Origin of the sequence: Actinosynnema sp. CA-299493, from assembly GCF_050946825.1 — a bacterium.
Taxonomy (GTDB): domain Bacteria; phylum Actinomycetota; class Actinomycetes; order Mycobacteriales; family Pseudonocardiaceae; genus Actinosynnema.
The window spans coordinates 138,691-155,165 of record NZ_CP191993.1 but is presented as its reverse complement, the minus strand read 5'-3'; the positions used below and the strand labels follow the sequence as shown (position 1 = coordinate 155,165).

The window sequence follows — 16,475 nt, the reverse complement described above, 5'->3', positions numbered from 1 at the left end:
CACCCGGAGCCGGGCCGCGCACCGGCCGACCGGCCTGGAGGGTGATCGGCGAGTCCCCGTCGGTACACTCCGCCGCGAGGCCGTACCACGATGTCACAGCACCGTGCGCCTGGCACGGTCACGCTGTCCGGTGTCCGCTCACGCCACCGGTGGGGTGCCTCACGCATCTCTACGACGGCGGGGTAGCAGGGACATGAGCTGGTTGGACGTTGTGCCGGTCGCGCTCGTCACCGCGGCGTGGCTGGTCGGTCCCGGCGCGGCGCTCTCGTACGCGATCGGCCTGCGCGGGCTGTCGGCCTGGGGCATGGCGCCGACGCTGAGCATGCTCATCGTGCCGCTCACCGCCGTGCTGGCGGACAAGGTCGGCCTGCGGTGGTCGCCGTTCGTCGTGCTGGGCGCCACCGCCGTGGTCGTCGCGCTGGCCGCGGTCGTGTCGCTGCTGCTGTGGCGGGTCGCGCCACCACGCGCGACGGACCCGCGCCGGGTGCTGGCCGCCGCCGCCCTCGGCCTGCTGCCCGCGATCGGGATCGGCTGGTACGTGCTGGTCCAGGGCGTGGGGCAGCCGGACCAGCTGTCCCAGACCTACGACGCGATCTTCCACTACAGCGCGCTCGCGCACATCCTCGACTCGGGCAACGCCTCGTCCATGGCCATGGGCACGCTGGGCAACGTCGCGACCCCGAGCACGTTCTACCCGGCGGGCTGGCACGGCCTCACCACGCTGGTCGTGCTGAGCACGGGCGTGCCGATCGCGACGGCCGCGAACCTCGTCGCGGGCGCCATCTCGATGCTCGTCTGGCCGCTGAGCTGCATGCTGCTGGTGCGCCAGCTCGTCGGCCGCTCGACCGCCGCCATGGCGGTGACCGGCGCGGTGAGCGTCGCGTTCACCGCGTTCCCCTGGGGGCTGCTCGGCTTCGGCGTGCTGTGGCCGAACCTGCTCGGCCTCGCCCTGGCGCCCGCCGGCGTCGCCATGGTGCTCGCCGCCACGTCGTTGGCCAGGGAGGACGTCATCGGCAGGCGCCGCGCGATGGCGCTGGCCCCCCTGGTGGTCGTGGCCTGCGCCTTCGCCCACCCCAACACGGTGTTCAGCCTGATCGTGGTGTGCCTGTTCCCGATCGCCACCAGCGTCCTGCGGTGGGCGCTGCGGCTGCGCCGCGCCGGTCGCACCGGCCGCGCGGTGACCGGCGTGTCGGTCGCGGCGCTCCTCTTCCTCGGCGCGTGGGCCTACGTGGCGCGCGCGCCGATGTTCGCCGAGGTGCGCAGCCACGTCTGGCCGCCGTTCGAGACGCCCGCCCGCGCGGTCGGCGAGGCCCTGCTCAGCGCGCCGAACGGCAAGCCCGCGCTGTGGGCGCTGTCCCTGGTGGCGGTCATCGGCGCGGTGGTGGCGTGGCGGCTGCGGACCAGCCGGTGGCTGGTGGCGGCGTTCGCCGGCACCGCGTTCCTCTACGTGGTGACGGCCTCGATCAACCGGCCGAGCACCCAGTTCATCACCGGCTACTGGTACAACGACTCCTTCCGGCTCGCCGCGATGCTGCCGCTCACCGCCGTGCCGCTCGCCGTGCTGGGCATCACGAGGCTGGCCGACCACCTGGGCGCGCTGCTCGCCAAGGCGCCCGCGCCGGCGGCGACCGTGCCGCCCGGGACGGTGTCGGCGGGGATGGTGCCCGCGGGCGCCGCCGAGGGCCAGGTCACCGCCGGACGTCGGTCCCTGCTGCGCACGCCGACCGTGCTGAGCCTGGTGGTGCTGCTCGCGCTGGCGCCGTTGACCAAGTTCTTCTACGTCGGGACCAACACGGGCATCGTGGCGGGGACGTACGCGGTCGAGGACGTGCCGCAGAGGTCCACGCTGGTCGACCGGACCGAGCTGGAGTTCCTGCCCGAGCTGGAGGCGGAGCTGCCCGAGGACGCCCTGGTCGCCAACAACCCGTGGGACGGCAGCACGGTGATGCTCGCCGAGGTGAGCCGCCGGGCGCTGTTCCCGCACGCCAACATCCCGTGGAGCGCCGAGCAGGAGTACCTGGCGGCCAACCTGGACGACGCGGGCCGCGACCCGGAGGTGTGCCGGGCGGCCGAGCGGTTGGGCGTGCGCTACCTGCTCATGGCGAACCGGACGTTCTGGCCCCACGACGCGCGCAACAAGGACTACCCGGGGTTGCGGGTCTCGACCTCGGACCCGGGCTTCGAGCTGCTGGCCCAGAAGGGCACCGTGAAGCTGTACCGGTTGTCCGCGTGCGACGCCGGGAACCCGGTGGCGTCACGCTGAGCACCGCGCCGCGGACCGCGGGTGGACCCGGTCGGCCGGCGGCGTGGCCCGCACCCCTACCGTGTGGCAGGTGTCGACCTCGATGACCCTTCGGCGATTCTTCAGCCCGTCCGTCCAGATGGCCGTGGGCCTCGGCGTGTTCGGGCTGGCCGGCTACCTGTTCGTGGCGCTGACGGGTCACACGCTGAGCACCGACCAGGCCAACCTGGCGGTGACCCTCTACTTCGTGGTCAACGTGATCGGGCCGGGCATCTTCGCCGCCCTGGAGCAGGTGACCAGCCGTGCCGTCGCCTCCGGGCAGCCGGTGCGGGCGGTGGTGCGCCGGGTGTGCGCGTCGGGCGGGAGCCTGGCGGCGGTGGTCGTCGCCGTGCTCCTGCTGCTCGCGCCGTTCGCGGTCGACCGCACGCTCGGCGGCGACTGGCTGCTGTTCGCCGAGGTGCTGGCGACGCCGGCGCTCATCGCGGCGCTGAGCGTGGTGCGCGGCCTGCTGGCCGGCTTGCAGAGGTTCAGCGGTTACGCGGTGACGCTGACCGTCGAGGGCGGCGTGCGGCTCGGGCTGTGCGGGCTGCTGGTCGTGCTCCAGGCGTCCGAGGCGTGGCTGTTCGGGCTCGCGTACCTGGGCGGGTCGGTGCTCGCCACGCTGGCCGGGCTGCTCTGGCTGCCGAAGGGGCGGTCCACCTCCGCGCCGACGTCGCCCGCGGTCTCGGTGCCGCCGGTGGGCAAGGCGCTCGCCGCGCTGGCGGCGGCCACGCTGCTCTCCCAGCTGCTGCCCAACCTGGCGCCGCTCGCGGTCAACTCCCGGTTGCCGCTGGACAGCGTGGTCGCGCTGGCGTTCGGCCAGGCCGTGGTGGTCGCCCGCATCCCGCTGCTGCTGCTGTACCCGATCCAGACGATGCTGCTGCCGAGCCTGACCGCGGCGGCCTCGAAGGGCGACCACGCGTTCGTCGCGCGCCGGATCAAGCTCGCGCTGGCCGTGCTCTGCGGGCTCGGCCTGGTGTACGCCGCGGTGTTCACGCTGGTGGGGCCGTGGTTGCTGCGCACGTTCATGGGCACCAAGGTCGACCCGGCCACCGCGGTCACCATGCTGCTCGCGATCAGCACGGTCATCCTCATCGGGGCGTTCGTGGCGCAGCCCGCGCTGGTCGCGCTGGGGCGCGACAACATCATCACGCTCGGTTGGGCGGTCGGGTCGGTGGCCACGCTGGTGATGGTCACCCTGCCGGGTGACCCGCCGTTCGTCGCGGCGTTGGCGCAGACCGTCGGGCCCCTGCTGACCCTGCTGGTGATGCTGCTGGGGCTGAGGGCCGCGCTCCGCCGGGCGTCGACGGCCGGCGCGGCGAGCGGAACCAGCGAGCCTTCCTGAGCCGACGCCCGGCAGCCGACGCCCGGCAGCCGACGCCCGGCCGGACCGGAGACGGACCGGGGACAGCGGCCGGGCGCTGTGGCCCGGTGCGTCGGCCGGGCAAGCCCGGCCGACGGGATCACACCCGGCGGATCGCCCGGCCCGCGAGCGACTTGGCCAGCTTCAGGTCACGCGCCAGCGCGGCGTCGAGCGCCGACTTGGTGATGTGGCCGCGGCAGAGCAGGTGCAGCCGTGCGGCGCGCGCCGCCTTGTGCCAGCCGGCCGCGTTGAGCTGCTCAGCCGCCGCGGCGTAGTAGCGCTGCTCCTCCTCGAACCGCCGCACGCTGTGCGCGCCGATCGAGGAGTGGCTGGCCGCGTGCCTGCGGTAGCGGAACACCGGTGTCGGGTCCAGCGCCAGGGTGCCGCCGCCGATGAGCATGTCGATGGACCACGCCAGGTCGGCGATCGAGCCGAACTCGCCGAGCCGCTTGATCCTGGGCACGGCGTCGTTGCGGAACGCCATGGCCGGCACGTACAGCCAGTTGCCGTTCATCAGGCTCTGCGCGGCGGCCGGGCCGTCCAGCTCGCGCTCCTTCCACGCCGACCGGGCGGCCACCCGCTTGATCTTGTCGGCCAGGCTGTCGGTCGGCCGGCTCTCGCCGTCGACCACGATCACGCCGGGGTGCACCATGACGGCGTTCGGGTACCGCTTGAACGCGTCGAGGACGACCTCCACGTACCTGGGCTCCAACGCGTCGTCGGCGCCCATGACGACGAGGTACTCCTCCTTGCCCAGGGTCATGCACCGGCTCACGTTGGCGGTGGCGCCGAGGTTGCGCGTGTTGCGCACGTACTCGATGCGCGGGTCGCCCAGCGCGAGGACGTGCTCCTCCGCCGTCGTGTCCGGGTACCGGTCGTCGACGATGGTCAGCCGCCACTGGTCGCTGGTCTGCTTGCGGACGCTGTCGACCAGCTCGATCAGGAAGCGCGGGTCCAGGTAGTAGGGGACGATGAAGTGGATGCTCATGACCGCTCCGCGGGACCCTGGCCGGCGGGGACCGGGGGCTCGGCCTGGCGCAGCGCGATGGCCCGCGCCAGCCGCGCGTAGCGCAGCTCCAGCTCCTTGAACCTCAGGTAGGCGTTCAGGGTGGTGAAGGTGAACACCACGACCAGCGCGTACAGCAGCAGGTCGGTACCGCGGCCGACACCGAGCCACCCGGCCACCACGGTCACGTCGCCCGGCCGGAGCACGGCGTAGATGCCGAACACCACGAACAGCATGAACGCGAGCTTCACGCTCGCCGCCGACTTCGTCGTCCCGCGCTTGCGCAGGAACAGCAGCAGCACCGCGAACGAGAACAGGACCAGGATGTACTGGATCAGCATGATCAGTGCGCCTTGCTCTTGAGCATGGTGTCGAACAGGATGTTGACACCGTTGATGAGCGACTGGCCCTTGGCCATGGAGTACTCGGTGTAGAGGATCGTCACCGGCTCCTCGGCCACGCGCCACTTGTGGTGGTCGATCATCTCCACGATCTCCGACGCGTGACCCATGCCGTTCAGCGTGATGTTGATCCGCTCGGCGACGGCGCGGTTGAACACCCGCAGCCCGTTGTGCGCGTCGGTCAGGCCGAGCTTGCGCGTGCGGCGGCTGAGCATCACGACCGTCTTGAGCACCACCCGCTTGATCCACGGGATGTGCGCGGTGTCACCGTGGAACCGGGTGCCGACGACGATGTCCAGCGGCTCGGCGCGCAGCCGCTCCAGCATCGACAGCACGTCCTCGACGCGGTGCTGGCCGTCGGCGTCGAAGGTGACGAAGTACTCGGCGCCCGGCTGCTTGCGCGCGTACTCGATGCCGGTCTGGATCGCCGCGCCCTGACCCAGGTTCACCGGGTGCTGGACCAGGTGGGCCCCACCTGCGCGAACGCCGTCGGCGGAGTTGTCACGGCTGCCGTCGTCCACGCACACCACGTTCGGGAACGTCTCCCGTGCGTGCCGCACGACGTCCTCGATGACCTGTCCCTCGTTGTAGACCGGGACGACGAGCCACACTTCCGACCAGTCGGTCACAAGAGGTCTCCAGATACCACTGCAAGATGGACGAAGGTGGCACGAAGAGTACTGCAACCCCGGACATCTACACTGCCTCGGGTACGCCCAGCAGCCGCACGACAAGCGTCCGGAGTCGACGCCGCTCGCGGCCGTGCTGGTGCTTCCCAGAACTCGGAGAGGATTTCGATGGTTGGTGTGGCCGTCATCGGTGCCGGTTACTGGGGGCCGAACCTGGTGCGCAACGTCCAGGCGACCCCTGAACTGCGGCTCGTGACCTTGTGCGACCTCGACGTCGAGCGCGCGCGCAACGTCCTGGGCCGGTACAGCACCGTGCGGGTGACGTCATCCCTCGACGAGGTGCTCGCCGACCCGGAGGTCGAGGCGGTGGCGGTGGCCACCCCGGCGGCCACCCACCTGCCGGTCGCGCTCGCCGCGCTGGAGGCCGGCAAGCACGTGCTGGTCGAGAAGCCGCTGGCCTCGTCCTACGCGGACGGGTTGAAGCTGGTCACGGCCGCCGAGGAGCGCGGCCTGACCCTCATGCTCGACCACACGTTCTGCTACACGCCGGTGGTGCGCAGGCTGCGCGAGCTGGTGCGCGGTGGTGAGCTGGGCGACATCCAGTACATCGACTCGGTGCGCATCAACCTGGGCCTGGTGCAGCCCGACATCGACGTGCTGTGGGACCTCGCGCCCCACGACCTGTCGATCCTCGACTCGATCCTGCCCGACGACGTGCACCCGGTGGCCGTCGCGGCGCACGGGTCGGACCCGGCGGGCGTCGGTCGCGCCTGCGTGGCGTACATGTCGGTGCGGCTGTCCAACGGCTCCATCGCGCACGCGCACGTGAACTGGCTGTCCCCCACCAAGATCCGCTCGATGATCGTCGGCGGCTCCAACCGCACGGCCGTGTGGAACGACCTCGACCCGACGCAGCCGCTGGCCGTCTACGACCGCGGCATCGAGCGGCCCGACGACGAGAGCGTGCGCGTCTCCTACCGCATCGGCGACATGGTCGCGCCGGCCCTGCCGGGCGGCGAGGCGCTGCGCGGAGTAATGGCGGAGTTCGCCGCGTCGATCATCGAGAAGCGGGCGCCGCTGACCGACGGGCGCTCGGGCCTGCGGGTGCTGGCCCAGTTGGAGGCCGCGTCGGCCAGCCTTGCCGCCGGTGGCACGTTCGTGCCGCTGACGGACGTGAACGGAGGATCTCTCTGATGGATTTGACCGACCAGCGGGCCGTGGTGACGGGTGGCGCGGGCACGATCGGCTCGCACGTCGTCGACCAGTTGTTGGCCGCGGGCGCGCGCGAGGTCGTGGTGATCGACGACCTGAGCCGAGGCCGGGTGGAGAACCTGGCCGACGCCCTGGCCGCGGCGCCGGACAAGGTCAAGCTCGTCGAGGGCGACATCCGCGACATCCCCCTCGTCAAGCAGACGATCGCGGGCGCGGACCTGGTGTTCCACCTCGCCGCGCTGCGCATCACCCGCTGCGCCGCCGAGCCCCGAGTGGCGCTGGAGGTGCTGGTCGACGGCACCTTCAACATCATCGAGGCCTCCGTCGAGGCGGGTGTGAAGAAGGTCATCGCGTCGTCCACGGCGTCGGTGTACGGGCTGGCCGAGGAGTTCCCGACCACGGAGCGTCACCACCCGTACAACAACGACACGTTCTACGGCGCCGCCAAGGCGTTCAACGAGGGCATGCTGCGCAGCTTCAAGGCGATGAGCGACCTCGACTACGTGGCGCTGCGCTACTTCAACGTGTACGGCCCGCGCATGGACGCGCACGGCAAGTACACCGAGGTGCTGATCCGGTGGATGGAGAAGATCGAGGCCGGTGAGCCGCCGCTGATCCTGGGCGACGGCCTGGCGACGATGGACTTCGTGGACGTGCGCGACATCGCCCGCGCCAACATCCTGGCCGCGCAGGCGGAGGTCACCGACACCGTCTACAACATCGCGTCCGCGACCGAGACCTCGCTGCTGGAGCTGGCCGAGGCCCTCCAGCGGGTGATGGGGTCCACGGTGCCGCTGGAGTTCGGCCCGGCCCGCTCGGTGAACTCGGTCACCCGCCGGCTGGCCGACATCGGCGCGGCCGAGCGCGAGCTCGGCTGGAAGCCGACCATCTCGCTGGACGAGGGCCTGGCGGACCTGGTGACCTGGTGGAAGGCGCAGCGATGATCCCGGTGATCAGGCCGTTCCTCGGCGAGGAGGAGGCCCTGGCCGCGGCCGAGGTCGTCCGCTCCGGCTGGGTGGCCCAGGGACCGCGGGTCGCCGCGTTCGAGCAGGCGTTCGCCGAGTCGGCGGGCGCCGGGCACGGCGTGGCGGTGTCGAACTGCACCACCGGCCTGCACCTGTCGATGCACCTGCTCGGCGTCGGCCCCGGCGACGAGGTCGTCGTGCCGTCGTTCTCGTTCATCGCGACCGCGAACGCGGTGAAGTACGTGGGCGCGACCCCGGTCTTCGCCGACGTCGACGCGGAGACCGGCAACGTCACCGCGGCGACCGTGGACGCGGTGGTCACGCCGCGCACGGTCGCCGTGATCGCGGTGCACCAGGGCGGCGTGCCGTTCGACGTCGACTCGGTGCAGGCGCTGTGCGACGAGCGCGGCATCGCGCTGGTGCACGACTCGGCGTGCGCGGCGGGCTCCACCTACCGCGGCAAGCCGGTCAGCTCCGGCGCCGGGCTCGCCGCCTGGTCGTTCCACCCGCGCAAGCTGCTCACCACCGGTGAGGGCGGCATGGTCACCACCGAGAACGCCGAGTGGGCGGCCCGGCTGCGCAAGCTGCGCGAGCACGGCATGAGCATGTCCGCCGCGGACCGCCACGCGGCCGGCGGCGTGAAGCTGGAGCAGTACGAAGAGGTCGGCTTCAACTTCCGGATGACCGACATGCAGGCCGCGGTGGGCCTGATCCAGCTGCGCAAGCTGCCCGACGTGATCGCCAAGCGGCGCGAGCTGGCCGGGCGCTACCACAAGCTGCTCGGCGAGCTGGACGGCCTGCGCTGCGTCGGCGACCCGGCGTACGGCACCACCAACTACCAGTCGTTCTGGGTGGTGCTGCCGGACGCGTTCGAGGGCACCTCGGTGGACGTGCTGGCGGGCCTGGCCGAGCGGGGCGTGTCGGCCCGGCGGGGCATCATGGCCTCGCACCTGGAACCGGCCTACGCCGACCAGCGGGACGTCGAGCTGCCCGTCACCGAGCACCTGACCAGGCGTTCGGTGATCCTGCCGCTGTTCCACCAGATGACCGAGGCCGAGCAGGACACCGTCGTCGGCGCGCTCGACGCGGTGCTCCGAGGGGCGAAGTGACCGCTGCTCCGCTGCTGCTCGTCGGCGCGGGCGGACTGGCCCGGGAGGCGTTGGCCGCGATCGCCGCGGTCAACGCCGTCGAGCCGCGCTGGTCCGTGCTCGGCCTGCTGGACGACAACGCGGCGCGGCACGGCGAGGTGATCGACGGCGTGCCCGTGCTCGGCCCGTCGGCGGCCGTCGCCGACCACCCCGACGCCCACGTCCTGATCTGCACGGCCAGCACCCGCAACCAGGCGAGCCGCCGGCAGATCGCCGCGCGGCTCGACCTGCCCGCCGAGCGCTACGCCACCGTGGTGCACCCGTGGGCGAGCGTCGCGCCGGGCGTCGAGATCGGCGCCGGCTCGGTGCTGCTCGCGTTCGTCGCGGTGACCGCGCCGCAGGTGATCGGGGCGCACGTGGTGGTCATGCCGCACGTCACCATCACCCACGACGACGCGATCGCCGACCACGTCACGTTCGCCGCCCGGGTCGCCCTGGCCGGCGCCGTGACCGTGGGCGAGGCGGCCTACCTGGGCAGCGGCGCGCTGGTCCGGGAAGGTCTCTCCATCGGCGCCAGCGCCCTCGTCGGCATGGGCGCGGTGGTGCTCTCCGACGTGCCGCCCTTCGAAGTGTGGGCGGGCACACCCGCCCGGCGCCTGCGCGCGCTCGACCAGACCAAGCCCAGCAGGACCAACGCTGCTGGTGAAGCGATCTCACGAGGATGAGCAGATGACGATCCCGGCCCCGATCCCCCCCGTCGACCTGAAGTTCCAGCACGCCGAGGTGGCCGAGGAGGTCGCCGAGGGCTGGGCCGCGGTGCTGGCCAGGACGGCGTTCGTCGGCGGTCCCGCCGTCGGCGAGTTCGAGCGGGCGTACGCCGAGTACAGCCAGGTCGCGCACTGCGTCGGCGTGGCGAACGGCACCGACGCGCTGGAGCTGGCGCTGCGCGCCGTCGGCGTGGGTGTCGGCGACGAGTGCGTCGTGCCGACGAACTCGTTCATCGCGACCGCCGAGGCCGTGGCCCGCACGGGCGCGACGCCGGTGTTCGTGGACTGCGACCCGGACACCTACCTGATCGACACCAAGGCGGCCCTGTCGGCGTTCACCGAGCGCACCAAGGCGGTGCTGCCGGTCCACCTCTACGGCCAGATGGCGCCGGTCGAGGAGCTGAAGGCGGCGTGCGACGAGCAGGGCGTGTTCCTGGTCGAGGACGCGGCCCAGTCGCAGGGCGCGCGGCGCAACGGCGCGGTGTCCGGCTCGCTCGGCCACCTGGCCGGCACCAGCTTCTACCCGGGCAAGAACCTCGGCGCCTACGGCGACGCGGGCGCGGTGACCACGCAGGACGAGGAGCTGGCCAACCGGGTCCGGCTGCTGAGCCAGCACGGCTCGCAGCAGAAGTACGTGCACAGCACGCTGGGCTTCAACAGCCGGCTGGACACGCTCCAGGCCGTGGTGCTGCACGCCAAGCTGCGCCGGCTGGAGGCGTGGAACGCGCTGCGGGTCGCCGCCGCCGAGTACTACGGCGAGCTGCTGGCGGGCGTGCCGGGCGTGGTGCCGCCGAAGACGCTGGACGGCAACGACCACGTGTGGCACCTGTACGTGGTCCGGGTCGCCGAGCGGGACCGGGTGCTCAAGCACCTCCAGGACGACGGGGTGGGCGCCGCGATCCACTACCCGACGCCCATCCACCTGGCCGCGCCGTTCGCCTCCGACGCGCACGGCGTCGGCTCGTTCCCCCACGCGGAGCGGGTCGCGGACGAGATCCTGAGCCTGCCGATGTACCCCGGCCTCACCCGCGCGCAGCAGGAGCGGGTGGTCGAGGTCCTGGCCGGAGCAGTCCGTTGACCGGGGTGTTCGTCCACCCGATGGGCCTGTGCGAGAGCGACACCGTCGGCGCGGGCACCCGCGTGTGGGCCTTCGCGCACGTGCTCAAGGGCGCGAAGGTCGGCAAGGACTGCAACATCTGCGACGGCGCGTTCGTCGAGAACGAAGCGGTGCTCGGCGACAACGTCACGGTCAAGAACAACGTGCTCGTCTACAACGGCGTGACCTGCGAGGACAACGTCTTCCTCGGGCCGAACGCGGTGTTCACCAACGACATGCGCCCGCGGGCGCACCAGAAGCTCGGCGGCGACCAGCTGCTGCCCACCCTGGTGCGCGAGGGCGCCACCCTGGGCGCGGGCGTGGTCGTGGTGTGCGGCACGACGATCGGGCGCAACGCGTTCGTCGGCGCGGGCTCGGTGGTGGCCCGCGACGTGCCGGCGCACGCGTTCGTGGTGGGCAACCCGGCCAGGCGGAAGGGCTGGGTGTGCCGGTGCGCGACCCGGCTCGACGACGACCTGCGCTGCCCCTCGTGCGGGACGGAGCACGTGCCGGACGGCGACGGGCTCGTGGCGAAGCGGTAGTGGGTGGAGCGGTAGTCGGGAACGACGACGGCCGGCCGGTGACGGGGAACTCCTCGTCACCGGCCGGCCGCTCTCCGCGTCAGGCGTCGCGGAAGTAGTCCACGGTCAGCCGCACGCCGGTGGCGATGTCCACCTCGGGCTTCCAGCCCAGCTCCGCCCGCGCGAGCGACGGGTCGATGGCCGACGCGCGCAGGTCGCCGAGCCGGGCCGGCGCGAACTCGGGCTCGTCGGCCACCCCCGCCGCCCGCGCGACGAGGGTGTGCAGCTCCCGGTCGGACACCTGGTGCGCGGTGCCGATGTTGTACCGACGACCGCCGCCCGCCTCGCCGGAGGCCGCGACGAACGCCGACACGACGTCCTCCACGAACACGTAGTCGCGGGTGTTGCCGCCGTCGCCGAACACCTTCGTCGGACGGCCCGCGAGCAGCGCGGACGCGAAGATGGCCACCACGCCCGCCTCGCCGTGCGGGTCCTGCCGGGGCCCGTAGACGTTGGCCAGCGCCAGGTGCGTGCACTCCAGGCCGTACAGCTGGCGGTAGGTGTTCAGGTACACCTCGCCGGACACCTTGGACGCCGCGTAGGGCGACTTGGGGTTGATCGGGGTCGACTCGGCGACCGGCAGCACGTCGGGCGTGCCGTAGATCGAACCGCCGGACGAGGCGAACAGCACCTTGCGCACGCCCGCGCGGCGGGCCGCCTCGGCCAGGTTCACCGTGCCGAGCACGTTCTTGTTCGCGTCGAGCAGCGGGTCGGCCACGGACACGCGCACGTCGATCTGCGCGGCCAGGTGGTAGACCACCTCGGGGCCGAACGAGGCCACCACGTCGGCGAGCTCCGGCGAGGTGATGTCGACCCGCGAGAACGAGTACCGGTCGGCGTGGGCCGGGTCGACGGGCGCGGTGCGCTTGCCCCGGCTCAGGTCGTCGACGACGTGCACCTCGTGCCCGTCCCTCAGGAGCCTGTCGACCAGGGTAGAACCGATGAAGCCGGCACCGCCGGTCACGAGTGCGCGCACGGGTGTCTCTCCAGGGTGGGTTCGGGGAGTCTCACGGGCAGCCTAGAACCACCTCTCCAGCACCAGCGCCACCCCGTCCTCGGAGTTGGCCGCAGTGACCTCGTCAGCGGCGTCCAGGGCGTCCTGGTGCGCGTTGGCCATGGCCACGCCGTGGCCCGCCCACGTGAGCATGGGCACGTCGTTGGGCATGTCGCCGAACGCCAGCACGCCGCTCGCGGCCACGCCGAGCCGTTCGGCGACGGCGGCCAACCCGGACGCCTTCGTCACGCCGGGCGCGGCGAACTCCAGCAGGCCCTCATTGGTCGACCAGGTCATCGCCACCGAGTCGCCGACCAGCGGCCCGGCCGCCCGCGCCATCTCGTCCGAGGCCATCGTGGAGTGCCTGACCAGCAGTTTCACCGCCGGCTTGCCGAGCAGTTGCGCCCGCTGGTGACCGGGCAGCGGCTGCCCGCCCTCGTCCCACGGGTGCAGGTAGTGCTCGTCGGCGATGAACTCGGGGTCGGCGGAGCCGCGGGCGGACTCGCCGACCCGTTCCGAGGCCAGGGCGCAGCCGGGCAGCGCCTCGTCCAGCACGGCGGCCAGGTCGGTCAGCTGCCGGGGCGTGAGCAGCTCGGCCGTGACGACGCGGTCCGCGCCGATGTCGTAGAGCACCGCGCCGTTGGAGCACACGGCGTAACCGGACAGGCCCGCCGCCGCGGCCACGTCCGGCACCCAGCGGGGCGGGCGGCCGGTGGCCAGCACGAACGGGACGTCGGCCGCCAGCACCCGGCCGACCATGCCCGCCGTGCGCGGGCTGACCCGGCCCAGGGGCGTGAGCAGGGTGCCGTCGACGTCGGATGCCACAAGGGAAGGTCTCTGCACCCCCACATGGTGCCCTCCCCGCGACAGGGTGCACTCCAGGGAAGCGGACTCGGATACCGTCGACCGGTGCGCACTGGGATTGTGATCCTGCCCGAACACCGCTGGTGGATGGCCGAACACAAGTGGAAGGCCGCCGAGGAGTACGGGTTCCACCACGCCTGGACCTACGACCACATGGGCTGGCGCTCGCTGGTGGACGGGCCGTGGTTCGGCGCCGTTCCGACGCTGGCGGCGGCGGCAGCGGCCACGTCCACGATCCGGCTCGGCACGCTGGTCGCGTCCCCCAACTTCCGCCACCCGGTGCCGTTCGCCCGGGACCTGCTCGCCCTCGACGACCTCTCCGACGGCCGCTTCACGCTCGGCGTCGGCGCCGGTGGCGCGGGGTACGACACCGAGGTGATGGGCGACACGGCGCTGGACGCCAAGCGGGGCGGGCGCAGCAGGCAGGGCCGGTTCGAGGAGTTCGTGGCCGCGCTGGACCTGCTCCTGGCGCAGGAGCGGACCACGTTCAGCGGTGACTACTACGAGATCCGCGACGCCCGCGGCGCGCCGGGCTGCGTGCAGCGGCCGAGGCTGCCGTTCGTGGTCGCGGCCAACGGGCCGAAGGCGATGGCGGTCGCCGCGCAGTACGGGACGGGCTGGGTCACCACCGGTCCGGAGACCGACGACGAGACGGCCTGGTGGGACGGCGTCACCGCGATGGCGGCGCGGTTCCGCGAGGTGCTGGCCGGGATCGGGCGGGCCAAGGAGTCGATCGACTTCCACCTCAACGCCGACTCCTGCCCGGTGTACTCGCTGACCAGCGTGGAGCACTTCCGCGAGGTGGCCGGGCGGGCGCGTGAGCTGGGGTTCACCGACCTGGTCGTGCACTGGCCCCGGGCCGACGGCGTGTACGCGGGCAGCGAGGCCGTGCTGGAACGGGTCGCCGCCGACGTGCTGCCCGAACTGGTCGGCTAGCGTTCCGGCCCGTGCGACGAGTTGTGGTGATCGGTGGCGGAATCGTAGGCCTCGCGACCGCGCGGGAGTTGGTCCGGCGCGGGCACGACGTGGTGGTGCTGGAGAAGGAGCCGCGGTGGGCGGCGCACCAGACCGGGCACAACAGCAACGTGGTGCACGCGGGCCTGTACTACAAGCCGGGGTCGTTGAAGGCGCGGATGTCGGTGGCGGGCAACGCCTCGATCGTCGCCTACGCGCGTGAGCACGGCGTGCCGGTGGAGGTGTGCGGCAAGCTCGTCGTCGCCACCTCGGCGGACGAGATCCCCCGCCTGGAGGCGCTGGCGGCCCGGGCCGAGGCCAACGGCGTGCCCGCCAAGCGCATCGGCGTCGACGAGGCCCGCGAGTATGAGCCCGAGGTCGCGACCGTGGCCGCGCTGCGGGTGGAGAGCACGGGCATCATCGACTTCCCCGCCGTGTGCGAGGCCATGGTCCGCGAGCTGAACGGCCAGGACCTGCGCCTGCACACCCCTGCCCTGGCCATCCGCCGGGCGCTCAGCGGCGGTGGCGTCGAGGTGGCCACGACGCGCGGGGTGATCCGGGCGGACGCCCTGGTGAACTGCGCCGGCCTGCACAGCGACCGGGTGGCCAAGCTGGCGGGCGTGACGCCCTCGGCCGCCATCGTCCCGTTCCGGGGCGAGTACTACGAGCTGCGGCACGACCGCCGGCACCTGGTGCGCGGCCTGATCTACCCGGTGCCGGACCCGGCCCTGCCGTTCCTGGGCGTGCACCTGACCCGGATGCTGGACGGCAGCGTCCACGCGGGCCCGAACGCCGTCCTCGCCCTGCGCCGCGAGGGCTACCGCTGGCGCGACATCTCCCCCTCCGACCTGCTCGACGTCGCCCGGTTCCCCGGCACCTGGCGGCTGGCGCGCACCTTCGCCCGGACCGGCGTGGAAGAGGTCCTGCGGTCGTTGTCGCGCAAGCGCTTCGCCCGCAGCCTGGCCCGCCTGGTGCCCGCGATCGGCGAGGACGACCTGGTGCGCTCGTCGGCGGGCGTGCGGGCGCAGGCGATGCGGGCCGACGGGTCGTTGGTGGACGACTTCCTCATCGACACCGCGCCGCGGCAGGTGCACGTGCTCAACGCACCCTCACCCGCCGCGACGTCGGCCTTGGAGATCGGCGGGCACGTCGCCGGCCAGGTCGAGCTCAGCTGGTCCTGAGCGCGCTCAGGAACGACGTGAACGCGGCCCGGCTGAACTCCAGCACATCGCCGCCGGGGTTCTTGGTGTCCAGGACCCCGGCGCGGGCCGCCTCCACCGACACCCCGACGCACGCGTTGGCGGTGTTGCTGGCGCTCGAAGTGACGAACACCCGCCCATCACGGGTCACTCGCTTCTTCATGATCCCCTCATCGCTCGGACGAACTCGATCGACTCATCGGTCGACAGCGCGCGGGCAGCGGTGTCATCCCACACCGCCCGCAGTTTGGCGACCCCGTCCTCATCTTCCACCGAGTTGCCCCCGATGAGGTTCTCCACGTAGACCGACCCGAGGTCGTCGGCGAAATCGAGGATGATCATGTTGCCGGAGAGCGCGCCGTACGCGCCGGCACCGTTCCGGATGACCTGGATCGTCACGTTCGGCAACCGGGCGGTGGAGAGCAGGTGGTCCCACTGGGCGCGCATGACCTCGGGGCCACCGATCTCCCGACGCAGCGCGGCTTCGTCGATCAGCGCGTGCAGGACGAGCGGGTGGGGCTCCCTGCGCAGCAACTCCTGCCGGTTGCGGCGTTCCGGCGCGGCCCGCTCCTCCCAGTTCTCACCGGGTAGCAGGACCTGGTTCCCCATCGCCAAGGCCCCCGCGTACTCGGCGGTCTGGAGCATCCCGGGGATCAGCACGACGTCCACGGACCGCTCGGTCACGGCCTCGGTCTCGTCGCGGCGAAACCGCAGGTAGCTCTTGGGCAGCAAGGCCGCGTGCTCGATCGGAGCGGCCTCGTCGTCGGCCACCTCCCACAGCGCTACGGCGCGCTCGCGGTCCTCGTCGCCGACCTTCATGACCGCGAGGATGGCGATGAAGGTCGCCCATCTCGGCCGCGCCTCCCCGGCGATCATGCGGTTCCAGGTCGAACGCGAGGTGCGCACCTCTTTGATGACCTTGTCGGCCTTGATCCCGGATTGCGCGAGGTAGCCCTCCATGAGGGCGCCGAGCTTCCGCTTGCCGCGCGTGGTGCCTACCGCCATTCGATCACCTTAGCGACTCTCCGTAGTCGAACCTAGTTCGGGTTCACCCAATTGGTAAACGCAGTTTCGC

Annotated in this window: 17 protein-coding genes; 10 read left to right on the top strand and 7 right to left on the bottom strand. The window is 72.2% G+C overall.

Annotation, left to right across the window (positions count from 1 at the left end):
- Positions 1–193 precede the first annotated feature (193 nt).
- On the top strand, positions 194–2,263 hold the full coding sequence (locus ACQPYE_RS00780) for a DUF6541 family protein (RefSeq protein ID WP_498718581.1): 2,070 nt from the start codon (positions 194–196) through the stop codon (positions 2,261–2,263).
- Between the two features lie 82 nt (positions 2,264–2,345).
- Entirely contained in the window at positions 2,346–3,626 is a 1,281-nt protein-coding gene (locus ACQPYE_RS00775) for a lipopolysaccharide biosynthesis protein (protein ID WP_498718580.1), read from the top strand.
- A 118-nt stretch (positions 3,627–3,744) separates the two neighbouring features.
- Here ACQPYE_RS00775 and ACQPYE_RS00770 read toward each other — a convergent pair whose 3' ends face one another.
- From ACQPYE_RS00770 to ppgS, 3 genes are read right to left on the bottom strand one after another with little or no spacing between them, the layout of a single operon-like run.
- Positions 3,745–4,632, bottom strand: coding sequence for a glycosyltransferase (locus ACQPYE_RS00770; RefSeq protein WP_498718579.1), 888 nt, complete (start codon positions 4,630–4,632; stop codon positions 3,745–3,747).
- Positions 4,629–4,991: a DUF2304 domain-containing protein gene (locus ACQPYE_RS00765; RefSeq protein WP_498718578.1), complete on the bottom strand. Its 363-nt coding sequence runs from the start codon at positions 4,989–4,991 to the stop codon at positions 4,629–4,631. Before ACQPYE_RS00765 ends, ACQPYE_RS00770 begins: the two co-directional genes overlap by 4 nt.
- 2 nt (positions 4,992–4,993) lie before the next feature.
- Positions 4,994–5,680 carry a polyprenyl-phospho-N-acetylgalactosaminyl synthase PpgS gene (gene ppgS, locus ACQPYE_RS00760; RefSeq protein WP_498718577.1) on the bottom strand — a complete coding sequence of 229 codons (687 nt, stop codon included), beginning with the start codon at positions 5,678–5,680 and terminating at the stop codon, positions 4,994–4,996.
- 168 nt (positions 5,681–5,848) lie between these two features.
- On the opposite strand from ppgS, the gene ACQPYE_RS00755 reads away from it, so the two are divergent.
- From ACQPYE_RS00755 to ACQPYE_RS00730, 6 genes are read left to right on the top strand one after another with little or no spacing between them, the layout of a single operon-like run.
- Positions 5,849–6,874, top strand: coding sequence for a Gfo/Idh/MocA family protein (locus ACQPYE_RS00755; protein WP_498718576.1), 1,026 nt, complete (start codon positions 5,849–5,851; stop codon positions 6,872–6,874).
- The gene (locus ACQPYE_RS00750; RefSeq protein WP_498718574.1) at positions 6,874–7,836 is read left to right on the top strand and encodes an SDR family NAD(P)-dependent oxidoreductase; all 963 of its coding nucleotides are present in this window, start codon (positions 6,874–6,876) and stop codon (positions 7,834–7,836) included. Before ACQPYE_RS00755 ends, ACQPYE_RS00750 begins: the two co-directional genes overlap by 1 nt.
- The gene (locus ACQPYE_RS00745) at positions 7,833–8,966 is read left to right on the top strand and encodes a DegT/DnrJ/EryC1/StrS family aminotransferase (protein ID WP_498718573.1); all 1,134 of its coding nucleotides are present in this window, start codon (positions 7,833–7,835) and stop codon (positions 8,964–8,966) included. The genes ACQPYE_RS00750 and ACQPYE_RS00745 overlap by 4 nt, the downstream gene beginning before the upstream one ends.
- Positions 8,963–9,670, top strand: a complete 708-nt coding sequence (locus ACQPYE_RS00740) for a NeuD/PglB/VioB family sugar acetyltransferase (protein ID WP_498718572.1) — start codon at positions 8,963–8,965, stop codon at positions 9,668–9,670. The genes ACQPYE_RS00745 and ACQPYE_RS00740 overlap by 4 nt, the downstream gene beginning before the upstream one ends.
- A gap of 4 nt (positions 9,671–9,674) precedes the next feature.
- Entirely contained in the window at positions 9,675–10,790 is a 1,116-nt protein-coding gene (locus ACQPYE_RS00735) for a DegT/DnrJ/EryC1/StrS family aminotransferase (protein ID WP_498718571.1), read from the top strand.
- A 5-nt stretch (positions 10,791–10,795) separates the two neighbouring features.
- A complete protein-coding gene (locus tag ACQPYE_RS00730) occupies positions 10,796–11,350 on the top strand; it encodes an acyltransferase (protein ID WP_498723095.1) in 555 nt (184 codons plus the stop codon).
- Between the two features lie 79 nt (positions 11,351–11,429).
- On the opposite strand, the gene ACQPYE_RS00725 is transcribed toward ACQPYE_RS00730, so the two are convergent.
- Both ACQPYE_RS00725 and ACQPYE_RS00720 read right to left on the bottom strand, forming a co-directional pair.
- On the bottom strand, positions 11,430–12,365 hold the full coding sequence (locus ACQPYE_RS00725) for an NAD-dependent epimerase/dehydratase family protein (protein WP_498718570.1): 936 nt from the start codon (positions 12,363–12,365) through the stop codon (positions 11,430–11,432).
- Positions 12,366–12,407: 42 nt separating this feature from the next.
- A complete protein-coding gene (locus tag ACQPYE_RS00720) occupies positions 12,408–13,226 on the bottom strand; it encodes an HAD family hydrolase (RefSeq protein WP_498718569.1) in 819 nt (272 codons plus the stop codon).
- A 66-nt stretch (positions 13,227–13,292) separates the two neighbouring features.
- Between ACQPYE_RS00720 and ACQPYE_RS00715 the strand changes: the two genes are divergently transcribed.
- Together ACQPYE_RS00715 and lhgO are read left to right on the top strand one after the other, a co-directional pair.
- The gene (locus ACQPYE_RS00715) at positions 13,293–14,183 is read left to right on the top strand and encodes an LLM class flavin-dependent oxidoreductase (protein ID WP_498718568.1); all 891 of its coding nucleotides are present in this window, start codon (positions 13,293–13,295) and stop codon (positions 14,181–14,183) included.
- A gap of 11 nt (positions 14,184–14,194) precedes the next feature.
- A complete protein-coding gene (gene lhgO, locus ACQPYE_RS00710) occupies positions 14,195–15,382 on the top strand; it encodes an L-2-hydroxyglutarate oxidase (RefSeq protein ID WP_498718567.1) in 1,188 nt (395 codons plus the stop codon).
- On the opposite strand, the gene ACQPYE_RS00705 is transcribed toward lhgO, so the two are convergent.
- On the bottom strand, positions 15,369–15,563 hold the full coding sequence (locus ACQPYE_RS00705) for a DUF397 domain-containing protein (RefSeq protein WP_498718566.1): 195 nt from the start codon (positions 15,561–15,563) through the stop codon (positions 15,369–15,371). The two genes, lhgO and ACQPYE_RS00705, sit on opposite strands and share 14 nt — an antisense overlap.
- A complete protein-coding gene (locus tag ACQPYE_RS00700) occupies positions 15,560–16,405 on the bottom strand; it encodes a DUF5753 domain-containing protein (protein ID WP_498718565.1) in 846 nt (281 codons plus the stop codon). The genes ACQPYE_RS00705 and ACQPYE_RS00700 overlap by 4 nt, the downstream gene beginning before the upstream one ends.
- Between the last annotated feature and the right edge of the window lie 70 nt (positions 16,406–16,475).